The 25,761-nt window shown below is 72.8% G+C and carries 5 protein-coding genes; all 5 read left to right on the top strand.

What is annotated here, in order from left to right:
* Positions 1–69 precede the first annotated feature (69 nt).
* From AB0I49_RS21805 to AB0I49_RS21785, 5 genes are read left to right on the top strand one after another with little or no spacing between them, the layout of a single operon-like run.
* Complete coding sequence (locus tag AB0I49_RS21805; RefSeq protein ID WP_363228679.1) at positions 70–2,502, top strand: hypothetical protein; 2,433 nt, start codon at positions 70–72, stop codon at positions 2,500–2,502.
* Positions 2,499–3,320 carry a type VII secretion system-associated protein gene (locus AB0I49_RS21800; RefSeq protein ID WP_363228678.1) on the top strand — a complete coding sequence of 274 codons (822 nt, stop codon included), beginning with the start codon at positions 2,499–2,501 and terminating at the stop codon, positions 3,318–3,320. The genes AB0I49_RS21805 and AB0I49_RS21800 overlap by 4 nt, the downstream gene beginning before the upstream one ends.
* A complete protein-coding gene (locus AB0I49_RS21795) occupies positions 3,320–3,775 on the top strand; it encodes a YbaB/EbfC family nucleoid-associated protein (RefSeq protein WP_363228677.1) in 456 nt (151 codons plus the stop codon). Before AB0I49_RS21800 ends, AB0I49_RS21795 begins: the two co-directional genes overlap by 1 nt.
* Positions 3,768–4,103: a hypothetical protein gene (locus AB0I49_RS21790; RefSeq protein ID WP_363228676.1), complete on the top strand. Its 336-nt coding sequence runs from the start codon at positions 3,768–3,770 to the stop codon at positions 4,101–4,103. Before AB0I49_RS21795 ends, AB0I49_RS21790 begins: the two co-directional genes overlap by 8 nt.
* Before the next feature lie 47 nt (positions 4,104–4,150).
* Positions 4,151–25,738, top strand: coding sequence for a hypothetical protein (locus AB0I49_RS21785; protein WP_363228675.1), 21,588 nt, complete (start codon positions 4,151–4,153; stop codon positions 25,736–25,738).
* The last annotated feature ends 23 nt before the right edge of the window (positions 25,739–25,761 follow it).

The following is a 25,761-nucleotide window of genomic DNA, read 5'->3' as shown; positions in this document are numbered from 1 at the left end:
CGCCGACGCCCAGGGACCGGCGCCGTGCTGCGGCCCTCCGGGCCGTGCAGGAAGAGAAGAGGACTGGCTGTGGCCGACGAGGCGACCAACTGGGATCAGCGGCTGGCCGTGTTCGCCGACGGGGACGCCCAGCCCCTGGACCGGAACAAGGTGGCGGGGCCGGGGTCCGAGAAGTGGATCGCCAACTACCAGCCGGGGGCGCTGATCGAGCTCGGCGCGAAGCCCCAGCTGGACGTCTGGTGGTCCTACAACTACGCGGTCTCCATCGGTTCGAGCACCTCGGGGTCCAGAGGCGCCTTCGCCCTCGGTCTCAACTACGACTGGTCCAAGTTCGGCAACGATTCCGGAGCGCTGGTCGACTTCACCGGCGGCTCCGACAAGATCCTGAATTCGGTGAACCCCAACGGCAACCAGGTCGCCAGCCCGCAGTCGCTGGATGACGCCGCCGACATGCTGACGGCCATGGAGACCCTGATCGGGCAGTGGCAGGGCCAGTTCGGCAAGTGGGCCACCGAGATCGGCGGCAGCGACAGCGACCTCCAAGGCGAGGCGGCGGGGCTCTTCAGAGCCACCATGGAAGCCGCCCAGCGGTCTCTCAAGGACACTCAGGACTACCTGCTGAACGGCGCGGTGGCCCAGGCGCTGCGCAATTCCGGCAATCAGCTGAGGCAGACCACGAGCTCGTTGCAGAACACGTTCTGGGCCTTTATGAACGACCGCCTTTCCATGCCCGTCAACCATCTGCACGACGTCTTCTTCGAGGCGATGAACTCGATGCCGCCGTTGGCCGGCACCGCCGTTCCGTGGGATCAGAACGCGACGGACTTTCTCAGCGAGAAGCTGGTGTCGCCCACCTATGGAAGCCCCAAGGACCCGGCTTTCTGGGACAAGATCGAGAACGAGGCGAAGAAGCGCTGGCTCGACAATGTGCGGGACAAGCTCGACACCCCGTCCGCCGGGCCGATGCAGCAGCTGTCGTCCAGTTACTTCACCACGGCGGGCCAATTCCGCCCCATCAATACGGCCTTCACGCTCCAACTGAACAAGGACGACAGTCAGACGTACCTGACGCCCAAGGACTCGGGCGGCGGCGCCACCCCGCCCGGCAGCGGTTCCACCCCCCCGCCCGGCGGCGGTGCCATGTCGCCCGACGACGTCAATCCGTTCACAGGTGGGAACGATGGGAACAAGGGCGCCGACCAGCAGGGCGACCTTCCGCCGGGCGGCAAGGGCACGGGCGGCGGCGACGCGGACCTCGACGGCACGAACCCCCTCGGCGAGGGCGGCGACGGCAAGAACCCGCTCGGCGGCGGCGACGGCGGCAAGAACCCGGCCGACGGCGAAGGCGGAGACGGCAAGCAGGGCGATGCGGGGGCCCAGGCAGCCCTGATGCACTTCAACAACGGGCAGGGAGGCGACAGCCTCCAGAACAAGCTGGCGGAGCAGAACAAAGGCGGCGCCGGCGCCGGCGCCGGCACCGGCACCGGTATCGGCCTCGGCCCGAACAGCGGCGGTACGGGCGGTGGCACCACCGCCCTCAGCCCCAAGGGCGAGCAGCTCCGCGACAAGGACGGCAACCCGATCACCCTGCCGCCCGGCGCGAAGGTCGACCCGAAGACCGGCGCCGTCACCGACCGCGACGGCAAAGCCGTCATGGGCCCGGACAAGAAGCCGCTCGTGCTGCCCAAGGGCTCCAAGACCGGTCCGCTGGGCGGCGGTGAGGGCGGCGGCGGCACGAACGGCCCCAACAACGCCAAGAACGCGGCCAATCAGGCCGAAGAGGCCGAGCGGCAGCTCCGCCGGCTCCAGACCTCGGTCAACACCAGCGGCGGCGGCGGTTTCGGCGCGGGCGACCACACGGTCGGCTACGACGAACACGGCAACCTCGTCCTGCCCAAGGGCGCGAAGGTGGACGCCCACGGCAACCTCGTCGGGGCCGACGGCAAGCCGCTGACCAACCCTTATGGCAGCAAGCTCAGCGTGCCCCCGGGATCGAAGATCAACTCGGATGGGACGATCACCGACCCGCGCGGCAAGTCGATCACCGAGAGCAGCGGCGGCCTCAAGGCCCGCAACCCCGCGAACGGCGAGGAGACCTGGAACCCGCCCCGCCGCCTGTCGACCGGCAGCTCGGCGGAGTCCGGCCTCACCAGCCCGAAGGGCGTCGGCAGCGGGCTGCGCCGCATGGTCGACAGCAACGGCAACACGGTGGGCGAGACCGGCGTCAGCACCGGCATCAGCCGCCGCGCCCGCGCGGCGATGGGCGAAGAGGGCGCGCAGCAGGCCCAGGAGATGCGGGCGGCGCAGGCCGCCGCGGCGGAGAGCCGGGCCATGGGCCGCGCGGGCAGCGGTTCCTCGACGCCGATGGTGCCCCCGATGGGCGGCGGGGCCGGCGGCGGTGGCGGCCAGAGTGGCGACCGGCAGCGCAACGTCTGGCTCGCCGAGGACGAAGAGGTGTGGGGCACCGACCCCGACATCGCGCCCGGAGTGATCGGGCGATGACCACGCAGACCGGCGACGACAGGAACACCGCCCCCATGGACCCCCACGCACCGGCCACGGCCTACGCCCCGGGCGCCGAGCCCGCGGCGGGCGGCGCGACGGCCCCGGACATGCCGCCGCCCCCCGACGACATCCGGGAGGCGGCCCGTACCGCCCCCGACCACTGGTTCGGCATGATCGACCCCGCTTGGACGGGCGAGGACGCGCCGCCCGAGTGGGTCGTCATCGGACAGTGGCGCTCGGACGCCCGCGGCGAGATCGTCGAGTGGCAGGACAACCCCGACTACCGGCCGTCGCCGGGCATGCTGGGCTGGCCCGAACCGTCCGACGACGTCGACGCGGCCGTACAGCTCGCGGCGACCGGTTACGGACCGCCCGAGGGCGTGGCCGTCGCCGCGGCCACCGCCGAACTGGCCGTGCTCACCGCACCGGGCGGCGGGGCCGTCACCGCGTGCGCGCCGGACGGCGGCCCCGTCGTCCCGGCCTTCACCGCCCCCGGCCACCTTGAGCGGGCCGGCGCCCTCGCACATCGGCTGCTGCCCGCCGGGGAGGTCTTCACGCTGATCCCCGAAGGACACGACCTCTACCTCAACCCGACCGGGCCGGTGGCGATGCGGCTGAGCGCGGCCGACCTGGCGCGTGCGGTCGAGGCGCTCACCGACGGAGCTGCCGACAGAGCTGTCGACGACTCGGAGGGTGGGGCCGAGGGCCTCGGTGACGCGGCGGGCACGGGTACGGGCGGCCGGGCCGACGGCGAGCAGGGAACGGGTACGGGCGGCGGCCGGGCCGACGGCGAGCAGGGAACGGGGACGCGCTGATGTCGATACAGGAGCAGCTGGAGGCGGCGATGGCCGACCTCGCCAACCACACCCAGCGCATCCAGGAACTCCAGAAGAACCTCGCCGAGACCAGGACGTCGGTCACCTCACGGGACCGGATGGTCACCGTCACGCTCACCGCGCGAGGCGAGATCGCCGAGCTGAAGTTCAACACCGAGGACTACCGCTCCATGCCCCGCGCCCAGCTCGCGACGGTGCTGACGACCACCCTCAACGAGGCCCGTGCGAAGATGACCTCCCAGGTCAGCAGCCAGGTACGGCCGCTGATGGGAGAGCAGACCCAGCTCGCCGAGGGGATGTTCGGCGGCCATTCCATGGACGAGCTGCTGGCCCCGCTGCGCGCCAGGCGGCCGGAGGGCCTGGAGGACCTGATTCTCGGCACGCCGCCGAAGTCGGACCGTACCCGCGACGACGAGGAGGAATTCGATGGCTGAGAGCTCCGACCACCAGACCCTCGCCGTACCCGAGGACCTCACCAGGCGTTTCACGGAAATCGGCCAGATCTCCCACATCACGGACAATCTGACCAACCTCACCGCCCAGCTCACCGAGGAGAGCAGGACCGCGGGCGGCAAGGACGACGAGTGGGCGAAGAAGTACCACGAGTACGTCGACAAGCACTGTGAGGGGCTGACCCAAGGCGTCAAGGCGCTCACCGAGTTCATCTCCGCGCTCCACAAGGGCGGCACGGCCGCCGCGGGCTCGCTCAACCAGGCCGAGGACGACGCGACGCAGCTGGCCAACCACCTGACCCAGCGCTGAGCGGGCGGCACGAGAAGACCTGAGCGGACGGGTTACGGCGGCGGACGATGGCGGACGATTCGATTTCTGACGGCTCCGACGGCTGGCGGGGATTCCTCAAGGCCCTGACGGGCATGGACTACCCCCAGGCCGACGAGCACCGGCTGTGGAACGTCAGCGCTCAATACCAGGACGCCGCCGACAAGTTCGGACAGGTCGAGGAGTTGCTGCGGCAGGTACTCCCGAAGGTCAAGGAGGGCTTCGAGGGCCAGTCCGCCGACGCGTTCGAGCAGTGGGCGAACTACCTCATCGGCGGCGGCGACGACAGTATCCTCGGCAGGGCGCGGAAGGAAGCCGAGGGCCTGGCGAAGAACGCCTTCAACACCGGCAGCGACGTCCAGTACACGAAGATCATGATCTTCCTGCAGCTGGCCATGCTCGTCGCGCAGGTGCTCCTCGCCCAAGCCCTCGCGCCGTTCACCGGCGGGCTCTCCGAGCTCTGGGCGGCGGCTGCGGAGGGCGCGTTCAAGGTCTTCTTCTTCCTGCTGGCCAAGTACCTGATCGGCCAGATCACCGCGCAGGTCCTGATGGGCGTCGTCGGCGGCCTGCTGCTGGACGCACTCGTCCAGGGCTTCCAGATGGCGGCCGGCACCCGGCACGAGTGGAACACCGACTTCACGAAGATGGCCGCGGAGTTCGGCGCGATCGCCGGAGTCGTCGGCGGCCCGTTCTCGCTGCTCGGCGAGGGCGTCGGCAAGCTGCTCGGCAACACGATCGGCAAGGGGCTGTCCAAGGCGCTGGCGCACGACGCCGGCGAGGCGCTGGCGAAGAGCATGGGCGGCGCGGCAGCGCACGGCGCGGACGGCGCGGCGGCGGGCGGCGTCAAGTCGCTGAGCGAGGGCCTGGCGGAGGGTGCGGCCCGCGGCGGCGGCAAAGGCGCGAGCGAAGGCGCGGCTACGGCTGCGAGCAGGGGCGCGGGGGAGGGTGCGGCCACCGCCGGGACCAAGGGTGCGGGCGAAGGCGCAGCTACGGCCGGGAGCAAGGGGGTCGGCGACGGTGCGGCCGGGACAGGGGGCCGGGGCGCTGGTGACGGCGCCTCTCGCGGCGGCGGACGGGGCGCGGGGGACGGCGCCGGCGGCAGGGGCGCAGGGGACGGGGCCGGTGGCAGCGGTGGCCGGGGCGCTGGTGACGGTGCTGCCGAGGCGGGCGGTAAGGCCGGGGCGAACGCCGCGGACCACGGCATCAGCGAGTCCGCCGCCCGCGGCCTCGGGAACGACCTCGGCAAAACGCTCGGCAACACCACCGAATCGCTCGAACAGATGGGTGCGAAGGGCGCTCGCGGCGCGGGCGCGGAAGCGGTCGGCAAGGGCGTCGTCCGCGACATGTCGGCCTCCTTCGAAAAGCACCTCGGCGATGCCCTGGGGAAGGACACCGCGAGAGCCCTCGGCAAGGACTACGGCGAGGCGTTCGTCAAGAACTGGGCCGGCAAGGCCGATTGGCAGGCGCTGACCAAGTCCCTGGACGACGCGATCAAGCCGTACGCGGGCCACCTTGGCGCGGACGGCGCGCACGCGCTGTCCCACGAACTGCCCGCCGCGCTCACCCAGAGCATCAGCAAGAACCTCAAGGGCGACCTGGGCTTCAAGATAGGGGAGCTGATCGGCGGCTCCGCCGTCGACGGCGGTCACATGGCCGTCAGCGAGGGGCTGTACAACCTGATCTTCGGCCCCGACCACGAGTTCAAGGTGACCGGGTGGACCCCGCTGGCGGGTGCGCTGGGCGGAGCCATCGGACGCGGCGTCGGACACGGCGTCGACGCGTTCCACTCCTCCGGAGGCGGCGGGGGCGAGGGCGACGGCACGCCGCCGCCCCCGTCCTCGTCATCGGATCTCGGTTCGCAGACGGCCGGTACGTCCACGCCGCCGCCGGACGCCACGCCGCCGCCTCCGGCCCCCATCGGCACGTCGTCGTCGGGTTCCCACGGGGCGACCGGGACCGATGCGTCGTCCGCCTCCGGCACCTCGTCCGCCTCCAATTCCTCGTCGCACGGCGGAGACTTGGGCTCGTCGACCGGTCCCCAGCGGATCGCGACCTCGTCGCAGCACGGCGCGTCGGTCGGCACGTCGGACGGGGGCCCGGAACACGGAGGCGCGGGCGGCACGGCCGCCGACTCGCACGGCGTCGGTGCCACCACCTCGCACGGTGGTGCGTACGACGGCGACTCGCACTCCGGCGGGCAGTCGGGACCGGAGCACACCGGTACGCGCGGTGGCGACGCACCGGAGGAGAAGGGGCCCGAAGCGGTGCCGACGGCCGTGCGCGCGCCGGCCGGTCAGGACGGCACGCAGACCGCGCCGCCCCCTGCCCGCCAGGGCCCGTCCGCGACCCCGCAACGCACGTCGCCGGGCCCCTCCAACGCCGCGCCTGCCTCGAACTCCGCGCCTGCCTCGAACTCCGCGCCTGCCTCGAACGCCGGGACGCAGGGGGGCGGCAAGGCCGGGTCCGGAGCCGGGTCCGGACCGGGGGCCGGGGGCGCCGACCGCGCGCCGTCCCCGTCGAGCGTGCGGACCGTATCCGAGTCCGACGGGGCCCTGAAACAGGCCGGCAAGGGCGGGCAGGAGACCGGCGGTGCTGCCGGCGACGACGCCGTCCGCACCGGGGGCGAGTCGGGTCCGGCCCGTAGCGGCGAAGAGAGCGGTACCGGAGACGAGAGCCGTACGGGAGACGAGAACCGTGCCGAAGGCGGCACCGACACCTTCGATCCGCAGGGCGACGACCCGTTCGCCGGTCTCGGCATCGACGACCTGCCGAAGGTGCCGAGCGCTCCGCCGCGCTTCGCGACGGAGTCGACGGGCGGCTCCTCCGACACCTTCTCCGGCCACGGCTCGGACCCGGTCTCCGGGCCGGAGCAGAAGCCCGTCACCGCCTCCGCCGCGTTCTCCGACGGCGGGCCGGGCGGTACGCGGACCGAGTCCGGCGGGCCCAAGGACGAGCTGACCGGCCCCCACGACGAGCCGCACATCTCTCATGACGAGGGCCAGGACCAGGACCAGGGGCAGGGCCGCGGCCGCACGTCCGTCGACCTCGCCGACGAGTCCGTATGGCCCAAGGTCCCGACGCACGACGTCGCAGGGTCCCAGCCGCCGCAGCCGCAGCGGGAGTTGGACCGCGGCACGGTTCTGGACGACATCGAGACCTCCCTCGCGAAGGGGGACACCGCCCAGGCGCTCCAACACCTCGAAGAGTTGAAGGATCTGGAGGCCGGTACCAGGGCGGAGCTGGAGGAAGCCCGCCGCTCTGTACCGGTGGACCCGAACGAGCCCGAGCCGTGGAACTTTCCGCCGGAGACGGCCCACGCCATCGAGAACGCGATAGCGAACGGCGAGACGTCCGGCGTCGGCGGCCTGATGCGGCCCGTGCGCGACCACCTCGCCGAGGAGCAGCGCCGACTGGACGAGCACCTGAAGTGGGCGGGCGGCGGCGAGGCGAACGTCCCCGGCCACGCGCCGGGGCCGGGCGGCCGGGCGCATGACCGGACAAACGATCAGCAGCCCAGCCGGTCGGACGACGCGTCTCTCAAGGAGCGCCTCGATGCGCTGAAGCGCCCCGCCGAGCGCTCCCTTACGGATGACGAACTGCTCGCCCAGCGTCTCCAGAACCTGAAGAACAACACCGGCGTGGACGCGGCCCGGTCCGAGGAGCGCCTGCGCGATCTGCGCTACGAGTACCGCAAGGCGCTCCGCGAAGAGGAGGAATGGGGATTCGGGGGGCCCTCGGAACGTACCGGCTCCGACGGCGCGCACGACGGGCCCGACACCGAGGCGCGGAGCAGGGCCCGTACCGAGGAGGACGAGGCGCTCGTCGAGCTGAACGAAAAGCTCGACGCGCTGCCCCCCGTCCCCTCACACGGCGCGGAGGGCCGCACGGGGACGGAGGACCGTACCGGTACGGAGGACCACACCGGTACGGAGGAACTCGACTCACTGCTGACCGAGTTGCCGTACGCCGACCGCTCCGATCTGGGCCCGGACCTCGAAGAGCTGCCCTCGGTCGGACCCGACCTGACCATGCACCAGGTCCCCGACACCGCGCCGTCCGCCCGTACGGAGACGGACCGGCGGGTCGAGCGTGTGCTGCGGCACCTGCGCGGCCAGGCCCGCCGGCACGGCATGGACGCCGACGAGACGCGCGAGCTCTCCGAGAAGATCGTCGAGGACACGTCGGCCGGGCGTCACAAGCAGGCGGCCGAGGGGCTGCGCAAGTTCCGGGACGCGGTCGCCGAGGCCGGGCTCGACGAGCGCATGGAGCACTTCCGCCGCCACGTGGACGGCGGGTACGACCGGGCGTCCGAACTCGGCATGCGGCGCTCGGAGTGGTACAAGCACGCGATGGACATCGAGTCCTCGGCGCTCACCGGCACCCCGCGGGAGACCACCGCACGCCTACAGGCGTTCGAGGACCGGCTCGAATCCCTGCGCTCCGCCCTGGCGGCGCGCGGCGAGGTCTCCTCGCCCCTGGCGGACGAGGCCCGCGCGCGGAAGTTCCTGGCCGACGCGCGGAAGGAGCGCGAGGAAGCGCTCGGCATGGCGCCGGAGCGCGGCGAGGAGTGGGCGGCCCGTCGGGAAGCGGCCACGACTCCGGAGGAGGAGATCCGGCTCGCCGCCGACTATGAGGCCGAGTTGGGCGCGCTCGACGCCGCGAAGCGGCTGGATGAACTCAAGGACCTCGGCGCCTCCGAGCCCGAACTGGCCGACTGGAAGCGGCGGTTCGAGCGGGACGGCCTCAGCGACGAGCTCAAGGAGCAGTACGACCGGCGGACCCGCAACCTGCGGGACGACGATGACGGGCTGGCCGACCTCCAGCGCCGTGTGGATGCCCTGAAGGGCGAGGAGGGCGAGGAGGGCGAGAGGGAGGAGAAAGGCGAGGAGGGGGAGAGGAGCGGGAAGAGCGAGGACGACGACTCGGACGCCGGACCCGACGGCCGTGAGGACGAAGGCCGACGGTCCGAGGAACAGTCCGGGGAGCAGTCGGAGGAGCAGTCCGAGGAGCAGGCCGGGCAGGAGAAGTGGAAGGCCGCCCAGGACCGGTGGTACGCCGAGCGCGAGGAGACGCTGGGCATGCCGCAGGAGGAACGGGACCGGTGGGCGGAGCGGCGCCGGGACGCCGCCCAGGACGCGGAGGAACTCGACCGGATCGACGGTGAGCATCTCGACCGCATCCTGGAGCTGTCCCGCGAGCGGAGTGTGCAGGAGATCCGCGAGGGCGACCCGAGCGGGCCCTTCCGCTCCCAGAGCGTGCGTGAGGAGTGGGTGCGCCGGTTCGACGAGGCGGCCGGGGACCGGGAGGCCACCGACAAGCTGCTGGACGACTACCGCGTGGAGTCGAGCGCGCTGCGCGACGCCGAGCGCGCGCGCCTGGACCGTACGCTGAGCGCTCCCGACCCGCTCGGCCCCCTCAACCGCCGCATCGACCAGGCCCTTGACGAACTGCCGTCCTCCGCGAAGGCCGCGGCTGCCCGGGAGAGCGCGACCCTGCTGGAACGGGCGCGTCGCATGGCCGTGGGCGACGCGGACGTCAAGGGGGGCGTGGACGAGCACGACGTGCCGCCGCCCCCGCCCTCCGCCAAGCCCGGCACCACGGGCCCGAAGGCCCCCGACATCAAGACCCCCGACATCAAGACCCCCGACATCAAGACCCCCGACATCAAGACCCCGGACGCCAAAGACAGCGGTTGGAAATCCGAGAGTGGGGGCGGGGGCGCCGAGGACGACGTCGCGCGCCCGGAGCGGGACACGGCGGCCTCCAAGCCCGGCGAGCAGTCCGCCGGTTCCCTACAGGCCGAGCGGCCGGCGACCGAGAAGGCCGACGCCGGGGAGGGCGAGGAGCCGTCCACCCCGTTCCGCCAGAGCGAGCCGGACGAGATGGAGCCGAAGGCCGGTTCCTTCCTGGCGAACAGCCCGGAGACCGAGACGAAGCCGCGGCCGGAGGGCGCGGTCCAGGACACGGCGCCTCCGCCGCCCGCGCACCCCTCGACCTCGTCCCACTCGGCCTCCGGGAACGACGAAACGGCCCGCCGTCCGGAGGAGTCGGGCGAGAAGAGCCAGAAGGCGCCCACGCCGGAGGAGTCGGGGGAGAAGGGCCCGAAGACGCCCACGCCGGAGGAGCGGGACCGCGCGCTCGACGAGCTGTCGGCCGACGACTACGGGCGCCTGCTGCACCGGATCCGGCAGAGCTTCCCCGGCGCGTCCGAGGAGAAGATCTTCGACGAGGCGTACGCGCACCTCAAGGCGGAGCCCGAGAAGGTCATCGAGAGTTCCGACCCGGGCGCGGAGCGGAAGGTCTCGCTGGAGCGCGACCCGGACGCGCCGAACTGGGAGCCGCACGAACTGGTCAAGTTCGACGACGAGGCCGAACTTCCGCGTACCCTCCGCGGGTTCGGGCACAGCAAGATCACCTTCCGCGGCCTCGACCTGCTGGGGGAGGAGCTGGCGGGCACGTTCAAGCCCGTAGCCGGCGGGCTCGACCAGCTGCACCGCGAACTGGTCGACAACCCCCACACGTTCCTCAACGGCCGCCTCTTCGAATTCCGGACCTCCGGCGGCGGGCATCGCCAACTGACCGTGAGGGTCGGCAATTTCGGAAACTGGAGCCGGTACACGGAGCCGTCGCCCTCGACGGACTCGACCGACACCGACAGCGCGTCCCATCACACGGGCGACGAGAACGACAAGAAGAGCGACAAGGGGGACAAGGAGAACGACAAGAAGGACGACGACAAGAAGGACAAGGAGAAGGGCAAGGAGAAGGACGAGCCCAAGGCCGAGGACACGAAGGTCGAGACCGAGGTCCGCAGCCGCCCCGGCGCGGGCGACAGCAAGACCCTCGGAGCCACCCGTTCCTTCGGCGTGACCCTCCCCCTGGGGCCCGCCGGCGGCCTGGCCAGCCCGTACGGTTCGGTCGCCTTCTCCGTCCGCCGCCTGGAGCCCAGCTACTCCTACGGCACGGAGAACCGGGCCCAGACCAGCATGACGGCGGTCGGCAAGGACGACAGCCGCGTCCACGTGGACGACCTCTACGTCACCGTCGAGTCCAAGAGCTGGGACAAGAAGGGCAGGGAGCTGCCGCAGGACTCGCCGCGGCGCGCCGGAGTCCCGGACCGTGCCACGTACGCGGTGCGGGGCGGCATGCTGTGGCGGGCCCCGGACAGCGTCACCCACCCCGTGCTCCCGGACCGGCTGCCGTCGGAGTTCACGATGGCGCCGGGCGTCCGGCCGCGGCTCTTCACGCCGCTCGACGTGTACACGGACGCCGGTCTGTTGGACTGGGCCCTCAAGGAGTTCCCCGACGCCGGGCCGAACACCGTCGCCCGCCGCCACATCGTGGACTTCCTCTCGACGGAGAGCCTGCGCACACTGCTCGCCCCGGCCACCACCGGCACCGCGCTGAGCCAGCCGCTGTTCGTCGACGCCGCCGGCAACCGTGCGCTCGGGGCCATCGAGCTGAAGTTGGAGCCGGTCGCGGCCAAGCTGCGGCTGCCCTCGGACAAGACCGAGGTCAAGAAGGCCGACGCCAACCGCACGACCGCGACGGTGGACCGGCGCAGCACTCAGGGCGGATCGGTCAGCGCGACGCTCGGCCCCGCGTTCGCCCCGCTGGGCGTCGACGGCCCGAAGGCGCAGGCCGGCGGGGTTCTGTCGGTCTCCAGCCAGCGCGCCGAGTCCTCCGTCAGCGGCAACAACGCGGAGAGCGGCCGTACCCTCAACTCCCGCGGCCACGCCGGTTTCTACGACGTCACCTATGACGTCCGGGTACGCCGGGTGGGCGGCGAGTGGACCTCGCCCCACCCCGGCAAGGAGCCCGCTCAGCTCACCGCCTCGCTGCTGCTGTCGCGCGGTGAGGCGCGGCGGCTGGCCGGCTGGGACGACGGCACCAAGCCCGCGAAGGGCGAGGGCCGCGACGAGCCGAAGGCCCCGGCCTATCTGATCGAGGACAACCCGCTCACCTTCGGCGCGCACGCCGTCGTTGAGCTGGACTCCGGCCCCGGCGGCGGCGCGATGACGCCGCCCGCCGCGACCGCGACCCGGGCGACGACGACCGAGGAGGAGACGACCGGGATCACGACTGGGACCACGTCCGAGACCACGACCGGGATCACGTCCGAGACCACGACCGGGATCACCACCGGGATCGTGTCCGGCGAGGAGACGGCGGAGCCCGCGCCCGGCGGCGGCGCGACGGCCGGGCCCGCGCACGAGGCGACCTCCCACAACGCCGCCCCCGCCGGCCCGGAGGCCCCTCGGGAGCACACCAAATCCCTGGTGGAGAAGGTGCGCGACCAGATACAGCGCGAGCTGCACGCGAAGTACCCGGACCTGATCCTGTCGCCGGGCGAGCACACGCCCCAGCGGTTCCGGTACCGGACGGACGCGGAGACCGGGGAGTCGGTGCCCAAGCGCTTCGGGGGCCGGGCGCAGGACTACAACAACGCCCTGCGCAACACCCACAAGCTCTACCAGGTCCTCTCCCAGGTGCAGATGGAGAGCAACCTGGGCGCGCTGACGAGCACCGGCGTCTCCTTCGAGCTGGGGCGCCTGGGACAGTTCTACGACGGCAAGCTGAAGCTTCTGTTCAAGGAGTACGTCACCGTCACCGTACGGGCCGCCGCCACCGGCCGCCGCTTCGACGGCGTCCACCGCGACCTGGGCCTGGCCAACAACGTGCTCTCGCTGCGCCACGCGGATTCCGCCACCACCCGCACCCAGGGCATATCGGGCGGCATCGACGTGACGGCCAGCGGCGGCGGGGACCTCGGCGGCTCCGGCGGGTTCAGCGCCCGCTACGGCACATCGAAGTCGTACGGCGCGAACTTCGGCCACATGATCGCCCCGGACGGCGGCATCACCAGCTCCGGGCCCCAGCACCTGTGGACGTACGGCCTGAAGTTCGAGGCCACCGCCACGTCGTTCGCGCGGCCCCGCCAGGCCGCGCGCGTGGTCTCCGGTCAGATGCTGAGCCTGCGGAAGTTCGTGCGGGTCGGACCGGAGATCCCGCTCACCGGGTCCGCCCCGGAACAGCTCACCGGCCACGTCACGATCGCGGTGCCCGCCGCCCTGTCCGCCTACGCGTCCCCCTTCAAACCCGCCGCCCAGCAGCAGGCGGCCGCTCACGACGCGATCGCCGAACACTCCGCCGCCCAGCAGCAGGCCGTTCGCGACACGGACACCGAACACTCCGCCGCCCAGCAGCAGGCGGCCGCCCACGACCCGGACACCGAACACCCCGCCGCCCAGCAGACGGCGACGGCCGAGCAGCACCCCGCCCCCGCCCCCACCCCCCTCCTCGGCGGCCTCGGGCGCGACCGTACGGTCGAGTCGCCCACCCCCATGGACGCGGCGCTCGCCGAGAAGCTCTCCTCCGGCCGTCCCGTCGGCGACTGGATACCGCACGCCGTCTTCGGCCGCCCGCACCTGGTCCAGAGCGTGACGGCCCCTCAGCTGATCCATCAGCACCTCAAGGAGCTGCTGGCCGAGGTCTCGGGAGGCTCGTGGGTCTACGGCCTGGACGGCACCCCGGCCGGCCGCGCGCTGGCCGATTCCTTCGGGGTCGGTCGCAACGAGGCGGACTTCAGCGATGCCGCGCAGATGGGCAAGCACGTCGGCGAGCTGTACGGCAAGACCACGTTCACCGACGTCACCGCCACGGCCAGCGCCTGGCCGAAGCTGAAGAACGCGCGCGTGCTGTCGGTGGTCGACTCCGGCGACCTCACCACCTCCGTCATCGGCGGGGCACTGACCGGCGGCGGTGACTCCGTCACCTCGACCACGACCCGCAGCATCGGCCTCAACGCCGCGTTCCGGGCCAAGCACACCGACGCGCACAGCTCGACGGGCAGCTACGGCCTGAGCTGGACCCCGTACTCGCGCAGCCGCTCCAGGACCGACGCCAACACCCTGTACGGCAATCCCTCCAACACCACCGAGTACAAGGGCCCGATGGCCCTGGTGGTCGCCGACGTGGACTGGCACCTGGCCGCCCGGTTCCGGCACGCCGGACAGATCTCCACGGCGGTCAACGCGCTGGGCGGCCGGCCCGCCCCCAAGGGCCGGATCGTGCCCGTGCCGGACGGCGTCATGATGTGGATGCCGCTGGAGGACGCCAAGGCGGCCGGGCTCTACGACGACGGGATCGGCTCCCAGCCGACGAAGGAGAAGTTCTCGTCGAGCGAGCTGACGACGCTGGGCGCCTTCCCCGTCGGCCGCCTCGACATCCCGGCGGCGCTGGAGGCGTTTGCCGCGCACGTACGCGAGAAGCTGCCCCGGCACGCCGACTGGATCAACCCCGAGAGCATCCTCGACGACCAGCTCGGCAGCCTCGCGAACAAGAACACGCTGCTCTCCCCGGAGGGACTGCGCGGCATGCGCGCCACCCTGGAACACGGCGGCACGTCGCTGCGCGTGGTGCGCAACAACATCGGCCCCTCCAAGAAGGGCCGCCTGGTCTTCAAGCTGCGCCGCGAGGAGTTCGGCGACGGCACGCTGCGCCACGACGCGGCGCTGACCACGACGAAGGTGATGCTCGGCGGCAAGACGCTGTCGGAGAAGGTGTCGACCGGCACCGACGGCGGCTACAAGATCAGCGAGACGCCCACCGTCGAGGGCCAGAACGGCATCAAGTCGGCCAGCGGCGGGTTCCAGGACATCGGCGGCACGTCCCGCTCGAAGACGCTGGGCACCACCGTCAACGACATGGACACCACCTCCGTGGCCTGGTCGGGCCCGACGGTGGTCGGCACGACGCGCTTCACCCTCTCCATCGACCTTGAGCTCAACGGGAAGCGGACGCTGTCCTTCCAGCACGACGTGGGCGAGATCGACGAGCATGTGCCGGTCAGCCTGGCCCTCCCGCAGACCGGGAGCGGCCCGCTCCGGCCGGCGCTGCGCCCGCTGACCCCGGACAAGGACTCCACGGACTGGCCGAAGCTGCTGCCGGGCGGCGGCCACCATGTCTCCCATCTGTCGGCGCAGCCGCAGTACGCCAAGGCCAAGGAGCTGTTCTCGGCCTCGCCCGAGACCTTCGTCGTGCTCAGCGTGGGCGACGTCGAGAAGCTGCGGGCAGCGGGCTCGCTGGCCCTGGACGTAGCGGAGAAGCCGAGCTGGTTCCGGCCCCGGCCCGGCACGGCCGCCGCCAGCGAGCACGGCGGCCCGTACCTGGGGAAGGGCACGCTGGCCCGGCCCGGGTCCGCCAGCTCCCAGGCGCACTACGACAACGTCAGCGAGGAGGTGCTGACCGCCGCCTTCCCGCGGATGGTGCGGGACCGGTTCACCCTGCCCCCGCTGCACGACACCGCCAACGCGGTCGGCGGGCTCGACGCCAAGTTGTCGCTGCTCGCGAGCGTCGACCTGGCCCACGCGCAGGTGGTGACGCTCGACCCGGGCGCGGGCCTGGGCGCCAACCGCCGCGGGATGCGGAACCACGCGCACACGGGCGACACGACCGAGACCCACACGCCGGCGTTCACCGGCGGGCCCAACGTGGCGACGGTCCCCGCCCCGCTGCCGCCCGGCGGCGTGTCCGGGTCCGGCTCGGGCTGGACGGACAGCGCGACCTCCGGCATCACCTCGGACCGCCGGACCTCCGCCCTGTCCACGGTCAAGCCGCCCGCGGGCGGCGCGGTCCTGGTGCGGATGCCGGTGTACTGGCAGCACGTCGCCAAGGTCACCCGGCGCGTGGCCGACTCCCCCCTGATCCCGGAGGCGATCCGCAAGGAGACCGGCCTCCCGGAGGCCGCGGTGGGGCACACGGTGGGCGAGGGCGTGTACGTCTGGGTCGCCAACGACCTGGCCAAGAAGTTCGGCCTGCTGCCGCCGCAGGTCGAGGACGCCTCGAAGGCCGTGCAGACGGAGACCGACGCGTTCATGGAAGCGGCCGAGGCATGGGACGCCACCGCGCACGGCCTGCGTGCCTTCCCCGCCGAACTCGCTGAGGCGCGCGACGATTTCGCCACGGCGCGCGCCCTGCTGACCGAAGCGGAGACGGAGCACAAGACGGCCGTTGGTCAGGCCGACGAGGCCGAACGCCGGGCCGCCGAAGCCGAACGCCAGGCTTCGGACGCGGCGCAGCGGCTGGCCGACGCCGAACGGCGGGCGGAGGAGGCGCGGCTCAGGGCCGTGGCCGACGCCGCCACCGGAGTGGTCACCGAGCCCGTCGACGACGGCACCGCGCACGGCCCCCGCCTCGACGAGGACCGGTGGCGCGAACTGGCCGCCGAAAGCGGGACGGCCGCCGCGCGCGCCGCCGAACTGCGCGCCGGGCAGCGGGAGGCGGCCGCGCTCCGCGACAAGGCCGACGCCCTGGTCACCGAGCGCCGGGGGGAACTCCAGGAGGCGCAGCGGAGGCTGGCATCCCGCGAGGAGCGCCACGCCGAGCTGCTCCAGGACCTCGCCGACCACGGCCGGAAGCGCCTCACCGCCGAGCGCCGCCTCGCCCGCGCCTGGCAGGCCGCCCACGAGACGATGCGCTACTACGGCCTGCCCGAGATCGAGCGCAAGGGCGAGCCGCCGCGCCCCTGGGACCCCGACCTCAAGGACGACCACGAGCCGAACCCGGCCCCGCAGAGCGCGACCGGCTACCCGCACCCCGACGAGGTCCTGGCCGACGCCGAACCCGACACCGTCGAGACCGTCCACGAACAGACCGGCCCCTGGCTGCCGGAGACCGACGGGCAGCGCGACCCGCTGCTCGGCACGGCCGGCGCCGCCGAGGCCGTCGCCCGCGAGCGCGACAAGGCCACCGCCTGGGCCCGGCGGTGGCGCGCCGAGGACACCCGCTATCGGGCCGCCCTGGACGACGCCCGCGCCAAGCGGCGGGAATGGCTCGCCGCGGACCGGCGGGCCGGCAAGGCCCCGGCCGCCGCCGCGAGCGGGACCCCGCAGGCCAGGGAAGAGCTGCGCACCGCCGACGGCCGGTACGCGAAAGCCCGTGAGGAACTCCAGGCGCGCCACGGAGCGGTCGTACGGGCGCGGGCGCGCTTCATCGAGGCGCGGGACTCCGCCCGTACGGCCGGCACGGAAGGCCACAAGCCGTGGCACCCGGACGCCGACCCCGAGACGTACACCCGACCCGAGGACGAGCCGGCGCCGGAGCCGTACACGGTGCTCGCCAAGTACGCCGACGACAAGCCGCTGAGCCTGACCGGGCCGGACGGCACGACGGTCCTCGACCTCGTGGACCCGCCGAGCGCCCAGCGGGAAGCGGGCGGTACGAGCGCGAGCGCGGGTACGGGCACGGGCGCGGGCGTGGGTACGAGCGCCAGCGCGGGTACGGGTACGGGTACGGGCGGCCGGAGCGGCCACGACACCGGGACGAGCTTCCACCGCTCGCTGCTCCACGCCCTCAAGGAGGCGGCCCCGGAACGGCTGGCCGCCCTGGGACTCGACCACGACGACCCGGCAGCCGCCGTCGCCGCGCTCAAGACAGCGATCGCCGACCAACTCACCGCCGACAGCGCAGAGTTGAAGGACTTCCTCGCCGTCGACGACTGGGACCGGTTCACCGCCGAGGAACTGGACGCCGCCGGATTCCGCCTCACGCCGCAGGAGCGCGAGGAGTTCGAGCAGTGGAAGCGGCTGCCGGAGTCCGTGACGCCGAAGCCCGAGCAGCTGGTGGCCCTGGCCCGTACAGCCCTGCTGCGCGACGCGGACGGCCGCATCGGCGACCGCAAGGACACCGGCTGGAACCACGCCGCCGGAGACCTCGTACCGCTCCTCGCCTCCCGAGCCCTGGGCCTGCCGGTGACGGTGGTCCGCGAGGACCTGGGCTACCAGGACTTCACGCCGCACGACCGGGCGGCGCAGGGGACCGGGAGCGCCTCGCAGCCGTCGCCTGTCGTCCTGTACCTACAGGACGACAAGTACCGGCCTGCCGTGCCAGCACGCGACGCGCAGGACGCGACGTCCAAGACCGACGACGCCAAGCCCGCTGCCTTCGAGGGCGACGACACCCTCGTCCTCCCGGACGGCGACCGCCGCACCCTGACGCCGGTCACCGGGCAGGGCTCGCTGTTCGCCGAATCCCTCGCCCGCTCGATGAAGGACATGGAGGAGGGGAAGGACCCGAAGGAGACGAACCGGCACGGAATCCTGCGCGGAACCGGCCGGCAGGAGGCCGCGGCCGTCGTCGAGCGCCTGGCGCGCGAGCTGGAACAGCCGAAATTCCCGGATCTCGGCGACGAGCTGCTGTTCCAGCACCCCTTCAGCCCGGCCGACCTGACGCACTCCGGAGTGCTGCTCGCCCCCGGTCAGGAGGCGGAGCACCGCAAGGGCTCCGGACGCCTCCCGGACTCGGTCTCCCCCAGCGCGACGCAGCGCGAGGCCCTCGGGCGGCGGATGTACCCCGCCGCCGCCGACGAGTTCACGCAGGCCGAACTGGAGGCGGCGGGCGTCCGCACGAACCCGGCCGCCGCCGAAACGGACCCGCTCACCGCCGACACGAACCCGGCCGCCGACGAGCGGCGCGCCCTGTCCGCCGAGGAACGCGACGCCCTCACCGACGAGCAGCGCCGCAAGCTCACCGCGAGGCTGCTGTCCCGCGCCCACCCGTCACCCGCCGCGACCCGGCTGTCCAGGGAGCTCGCCGCGAGCGTCTTCGGCGGCCTGCGCGTCGTCGGCGAGGACGGCCGCATCACCTCGTACGGCGAGGAACCGGAGAGCGGCCCACTGCTGCGCCACGACGGGACGTCCTACACGCCTGCCGTCGCCGAGAAGAAGAAGGCGGAGACGCAGGAGGCGGCGAAGCCGGCGGAGGCGGGGAAGTCCGAGGAGGAGGCGAAGCCGGAGGCGCCGGGGGGCGCGGAGGAGGCGAAGCCTCAGGGGGAGTCGTCCGGGACGGGCGCGAAGGACGAGCAGGCGCCGCACGAACGCCGCCAGGCCGCGGCGGCGCAGGGCGGCTCGCGCTCCACGGCGGACCGGCGTCCGGGTCGGGCCCATCGCGGTGCCAGTATGGCGTCGCTCGCGGAGAAGCTGGGCGCGGCGCGGTCGAAGGTCAGCCGGTGGGGGAGCGGGCTGTCTTCGACGAGCCTCCGCAAGCCGACCACGGGCAGGCCCGCTCAGCCGCACCAGCCCCAGCCCCAGCCCCAGACCGAAGCCCAGCCCCAGCCCCAGCTCCAAGCCCAGCCCCAACTCCAAGCCCAGTCCCAGCCCCACGACGGGCAGCAGACCCTCACCACCACCGACGGCCGCCGCGTCCCCGTCGACAAGGTCCGGCTGCACGAGATCAAGGATGCCGAGGGCCGTGTCATCGGCCACGCCTCGCACAGCGGCGGGGAGTGGGCCGCACGGGAGAAGATCTACGCCGGGTTCCGCCGGGACGGCGCGACCTACTGGCACTACAAGGGCTCCAAGGAGAGCGCGACCTCCGACGGAGACGTGCGGTCGGCCACCGAGACATCGCCCTGGCACGTCACCGGGCGGCAGCAGGACGCCGAGCCGGTACGCCCGTACTTCTTCGACGCGCACGGCACCGACAAGGGCGTACTCCTCGACGTGGCGGGCGAGGAGAGCCCGCTGGAGTTCGACGGTGCTCAACTTGGCACCTACATCAGCTCGTTGACGCCGGAATCCGGTGCTCCTGTCGTGCTCGTCGCCTGCCACGCGGGGGCATCCGGGACGTCCTCCGCCGGGAACGTCATCGAGCGGGCGGCGCAGGCCACGCCGGGCCGCCGTTGGTACGGGCCCAGCGGGGTCGTCGGGCACGTCAACGCGCCCCGCGCGGAGGGCGAGGGCCGGGAGGGCGTGCTCGCGCTGCTCGTCGACCCCGCCACGAAGCAGCGCGGGCACTGGGCCTCGGCCTTCGTGAAACCCGGTACGCCGCCGGAGTCCACGGCCGGTACGGACCAGAAGGAACCCGCGAGCACGGAGAAGGCCGCGGAGGACAAGGCTGCGACGGACGAACCGGCGGAGGGCCAGGCCGCGACGGGCGAACCGGTGGCGGACGAGTCGGCAGCGGCCGAGGCGGGCGCGGACGAGACGGCGGCGGACGAGCCGGCCTCCGACTTCCTGGCCAACCCCGCGCAGCCCGCGCCCGTTCAGGCGCCCCAGCCGTCCCTCGCGGACCTGATCGTCGGCACGCTCGGCGGCAAGGTCGGCGGCAACTCGTCCAGGAAGACCCTGTCGTTTGCCGAACCCGGCGCGGACGCCGCCGACACCGATGCCGCGGCGGCCGGGCCCGCCCCCGTGGTGACGGCCAAGGACGACGCCGAGACGTCGGAGGACGGCCCCGCCACCACGGAGGAGGAGGGGAAGGGAGAGCCGGACGCCGGGCAGTCGCCGGAAGCCGAGGCCGCGACCGAGCAGAATCCTCAAGAATCGCAGGAGCAGCAGGAGCAGCAGGAGCAGCAGGAGCAGCAAGAGCAGCAGGTGCCGCAGCCGCCCGAGCTGCTGCCGGATCTGCCCGTGGACCCGGCCGAGCACTTCCTCATCGACGGCGCACGCGTCCCGTACTCGGAAATCGCGGTGTACCAGTACGAGTCGGAGGGCCGGGTCGTCCACATGTCGTGCCCGCCGGAGATGAGCGTGTCGATCTGCGACTTCTACGCCCAGCGGCCCCCGGCCCCCGGCCGCCCGGACTCGCTCTACTTCGAGGCCACCCGCGACGGCGACGGCGTGCTGCTGTTCCGCGCGGACGGTTCTTCGGTGAAGGTGAACGCCGATCAGCTCGGCGAGTTCCTCGCGCAGTGCCACGAAGGCAGGACGGAACCGCTCCTCCTGGTCGTGGACCGTGCCGGGGATCCCGCTCCCCAGCACGTGGGGCTCGCGGAAGGGGAGAAGCACCTCAGCAGCCCCCTCGACTTCACGCGGCGGGTCGCGCGCACCTACGGGCGGACGGTCTACGGCCCCGTCGGCGCGGTCGAACGCGTCGAAGAGCCGCGGCAGGGTTTCCCGTTCGGCGGCAAGTGGAGCAGCAGCGCGCCGGACGCCGTCCAGGCCGCGGATATCCGGGCGGGCCGCTACTTCCGGCACCCCGGCGACGGCAGGCTCATGCCGTGGAGCACAGTGAGCCTGGTGCCTTCCGCCACCCTGAGGAACAACCAGCACATCTGGTCCGGCGTCTCCTCGTCGGAACTGCCTGAATTCCACCGCCTGATGGCTCAATTCGACCTCGACGCGCCCACTCACGAGCACGACCAGGACGTGTTCTACGGGCGCGACTACACCATCCCCACCGCCGACGTCCCCTGGCCCAAGCCGTCCGAGGAGGCGGCCGAGCCGTCCCTGGACGCGGCCGGGGGGGCCGAGTTGGCGGTCGGGTCCCTGTGGATCGCGCTGCACGGCGCCCCGTGGAGCGTGATGGTCTACGGCGCCCACGAGCCGGACGCCTTCCCGGTGTCCGGTGCGGATTTCGGCCGGTTCGCCCGTACTCGGGTCAACCACTACATCCAGGGGTTCGGCGCCAAGCCGAAGCGGATCGTGCTGGTGTCCTGCGAGACGGGCATGCGCACGGAGAGCGGATTCGGCGGAGTGGTCGAGCACGTGTCGGCCATGACCGGCGTCCTCACCCACGCGCCGACGGCGGTGACCGGGTTCGCGCCCGGCGGCAGCCTGGGCGCCGACGGCACGGCGCAGACCGCCTTCACCCTGACCCGGGATGAGATGACGGGCCGGCTCGGCCGCTGGGTGACCTCGCACCCGGAACACGGGGTGCCGCCGCTGCCGGCCCCGCAACTGGAGGAGAACTCTCCGCTGCGGCCCTACGAGGAGCGGTTCGAGCAGCGGCTCGCCTCCGTGCTGCTCGAAGACGAGCGTGTCGTCCAGCAGTTCCGCACCCTCATGAAGCACGTGTGGCAGGCGACCCCGGAAGCGTCTCGGCCGTACTTCGGCGTCCTCCGCGGGTACGAGGTCGGGAGCGTGGGCTCCGACCCCCGAGCGGTCCAGGAGGTCGTGGAGCACGGGAACGTCCGCGAGATCGTCGCGCTGCTGCACCAGGGCGTGGCCAACGGCATGCTGCCGATCCCGGCCATGCCGGACGTCGTGATCACGGAGCGGACGCGCTGGTCCCGGGAACACCCGCTGGCCGTCACGTCCCGGGACGCCGCCTCCCCCCGCCCCGTACGGGCGACCGCGCACCCGGACGACATCCGGCCGCCGCTCAGCGCGCGTGAACGCGGCTACAGCGTGGACGCGGCCGAGGGCGAGCTGACCTGGATTCCGGACCGGAAGCTGTACCGGCTGTCCCCCCGGTCCCCGTCGGCCAAGGCGCTGCGCGAGTGGGGGGAGTACGCGCCCGTCGGCCTGTCCACGCGCGCGTACGACCTGCTGCGGCTGGCGGCCGACCTGGGGGCGCCCGTGGACATGGCGCTGATCCGGCGGGGCGTCGTCGGCGCGCTGGTGCAGGCCGGGCACAGCACGTACCACGAGGCGATGTCCACGGCCGCACTGTTCGACTTCCACCGCGGCAACGTCCACGGGCTGACCTACCACCACACCGCGGAGCGCCACCAGCACCGCACGACCAGCCTCGACACGCACCACGACGTCCCCGGGCGCTACCGCTCCCTGGACCTGAGCGAGGCGGAGCTGAGCGCGGCGAAGGGCCCGGAGCGGCTCTTCCCCGCCGAGCACGCCGAGCACCTCGCCACGTACGAGCGGCTGAAGGAGGAGCTGGACGACCTCGAACTCCCCTCGGGGCCGCTGCTGTCGGACGCCCGCGACTCCGAGCACACCGAGGCCGAGCTGTCCGACCTGGCCGGACGTGTGTACGCCATGGCCCCGATGAGCAACGACGAGATGGTGCGGGTGTTCTCGGCGCTCTCCCCCTGGCCGGCCGACCCGGCGCAGGAGAGCGGCCGCCCGCAACTGGCCGCCCTGCTCCACGAGAAGGCCGTCGCCCTGCGTCAACTCCCGGTGCACGAGAAGGCGCTGGAAGCGGCGGGGCTGCCGAAGACGCTCTCCGTGGGACCGGGGGCGGACAACCACCCCGAGCACGTCCGCTACGCGCTCCAGGCGCTGGACGCGGCGGGCCGCGCGCGGCCGGAGTGGGACCTGTCCGAGGGGCTGCCGCCCAGCTCGCTCGGGCCGGCCGCGGGATTCCTGCTCACCCACCACTTCCTCGCGGGCGACTTCGCCGAGCCGGCCGGGCGCAAGGCGCTGGCCGCCGTGCGAGGCCAGGCGGAGCGGGCGCGGCAGTACGCCTGGGCGCCCCCGGGCCGCGGCGGGGAGCTGCTGCGGCACCTCGCCGAGCGCGAGCCCGGCGTCTCGGCCGACATGCCCGCCGAGACGGTGGTGACGGACTGGGAGGCGCTGCTGTGGGCCGTCGGCGGAGAGGCGCTCCCGCGCGAGTGGTTCGTCAAGGCACTGGACGGCGTCGGCGACCCGGCCGCCCCCGACCTGGCGAAGCTCATGCTGGCGGACCCGAAGTACACCTGGGACGGGAACATCCGCAAGCGGCGCCCCGCGGCCGGCCACGTGGTCGTCAACGCCGACACTCGCGAGGTGGGCATCGCCACCGGGAAGACGGGCGCGGACGGTACGCCGGAGCTGATCTCCCTGGTGCGTGACCCGGCGGAGGACGAGCCCGGCACGACCGCCACCGTGCGGTACGGCACCGTCGGCGGGATGGGCGAGGGCACGGTCCGGTACGGGCCGGGCCCCTGGCACACGGTGCACCAGACCCTCAAGAAGCAGCGGGCCGCCCGGCTGGCGCGCGAGGACGCGGAACGACAGCAGGCCGACGCGGCAGCCGAAGCCGCCTTCCGGGAGGAGTCGCGTCAGCGGGCGCAGGCCGAGGCCGACGCACTGGCCGCCGAGGCGGAGGCCGCTGCGGCGAAGGCCGCCGAGGCGGAGGCACCTGAGGCGGAGGCTGCCGAGGCGGAGGCAGCCGCCGATGCACCGGCCGCCGAGTCGGAGCCGGTGCCCCAGCCGGTCGCCGAGTCGGAACCGGTACCCCAGCCGTCTTCCGAGTCGGAGCCGCTGCCCCAGCCGTCCGCCGAGTCGGAGCCGGGCGAGCGGGGGGCCGCCCTCTCCTCGCAGGCGTGGCGCGAGGATCAGGCGGAGTGGGAGCGGCTGCTGGACGAGGACGCGGTAGGAGCTCCCGAACCCCGGCTGGACAAGAAGCCCGAGGACTTCCCGCAGACGCGCGGCGACGCGTGGGCGCGGTACCTCGCCGCGCGGCACCGGGTCGCCGAGGCGCGGAAGGCGGCCGGCGGGACCGAGGACGTATCGGTTCCGGAGCACGCGAGCGGGGGAGCGGCCGCCGGGCCCAGCGAACCGCGCGGCGCGCGGGGGAGCGACGACGAGCGGCGCGCGGTGGTACGCACCGCCGAGCACGAACTCCGGCGCGCCGACGACCAGTTGCGCGCATGGGGCCACGACCCCGACCGGTTGGAGGAGAAGCAGCTCGCCTGGCACGCCGGTATCGCGGCCCGCCGGGGCATCCTCCTCGGCGGTACGCGCACGCCCGCGCGCTCCGCGGTGCCGGACGGGTCCGCCGTGATGCCCGTGAAGGAGTTCAAGAAGCTCACCAGCGGCGGCCCGCTGGCGAACCGCCCCGGCGCGTTGAAGGGGCTGGACGACGCGCTCGACGCGTACCACGAGATCAAGGCCACCGACTTCGCCGCCCGGAGGGCGGGCCTGGACGGACTCGACGAGCTGACGCGCGCGGCCCTGGCCGAGGTGAAGGAGAAGCGGCAGCACGGTCTGAGCGCCCTCCGCGCCCAGATCCGCAACGAGCGGAACGTCTACGACCCGCTCGTCCGGGCGGCGAGCGTGTCCGATGACGTGGAGCTGTACAAGCTCCTCGCCGGCGCGTACGAGGAATCCCTCTCGCTGTTGGCCGGCAGCCCCGGTGAAAAGCCGGTGCAATTGCTCTCCGGGACCATCGCGATGCAGCTCGACGGGCAGGTGAACGCGGTGAAGAACAGGGCCATGTTCGGTGCCGGGGACGAGCAGGCCGCGGCGGTGGAAGCGGTCCAGAGGATGGTCGGCGGGGAACTCGACACGCTTGAGGAGATGTCCCGGGACGCCACGGCCCCCGAATTCACCCGGCGGCTCCTGACGGATCTGCTGGGGCACCGGGGAAAGGTCGGGTTCGTGCTGGGAAATCCCGGCACACGGCTCTCCAGGCCGACCGACGCGGAACCCGACAAGAAGTACGCCATGAAGGTCCTCCTGGGCCAGCCGGAAGGAAAGACGGAACGGATCGGATCGCTGGCCCATGAATTGACGCACGTGGACATCGGTGAAACGTACGGGAACACCCAAGCGCTGCTGATCTGCCCGAAGGGGCTGACCGTGGACGAGATGATCGCGCTGGCCCAGCGGCGGGCCGCGAAACTCGGCGGGTTGCGAGGGCTCCTCGACGACACGATCGCCGCCACCTCCGGCCGCGGATTGCTGATCGAGAACAAAATCGGCTACGTCACGCGGTACAAGCAGTTCGACAAATATCTGAACGCGTTCAGGCACACCATGAGCGACGCGGAAGTGACCGCGCTGACGGACGTGGAGCGGGGAGCGGGCGACGCCGCCACGGCGCTCGTCGAATACGACACCGTTCTCACCCAGCTCCTCGTCTACCTGCACTGCTGGGACGTTCCGCACAGCCATCCCTTCTACGCGAAGGTGCTGGAACTGGCGCGGGAACAGCACGCCGAGCGGCATCCCTGAGAAATCAGGGGCCGCACCCGACC

This window comes from Streptomyces sp. NPDC050617 (genome assembly GCF_040654795.1).
Taxonomy (GTDB): domain Bacteria; phylum Actinomycetota; class Actinomycetes; order Streptomycetales; family Streptomycetaceae; genus Streptomyces.
Note: the sequence above shows the minus strand (reverse complement) of the source record. Positions and strands in the feature narration are given on the sequence as shown.

Bases quoted from the DNA above. Each gene is read 5' to 3' on its own strand.
- AB0I49_RS21800 (WP_363228678.1), top strand. From the start codon at position 2,499: ATGACCACGCAGACCGGCGACGACAGGAACACCGCCCCCATGGACCCC.
- AB0I49_RS21795 (WP_363228677.1), top strand. From the start codon at position 3,320: ATGTCGATACAGGAGCAGCTGGAGGCGGCGATGGCCGACCTCGCCAAC.
- AB0I49_RS21790 (WP_363228676.1), top strand. From the start codon at position 3,768: ATGGCTGAGAGCTCCGACCACCAGACCCTCGCCGTACCCGAGGACCTC.
- AB0I49_RS21785 (WP_363228675.1), top strand. From the start codon at position 4,151: ATGGCGGACGATTCGATTTCTGACGGCTCCGACGGCTGGCGGGGATTC.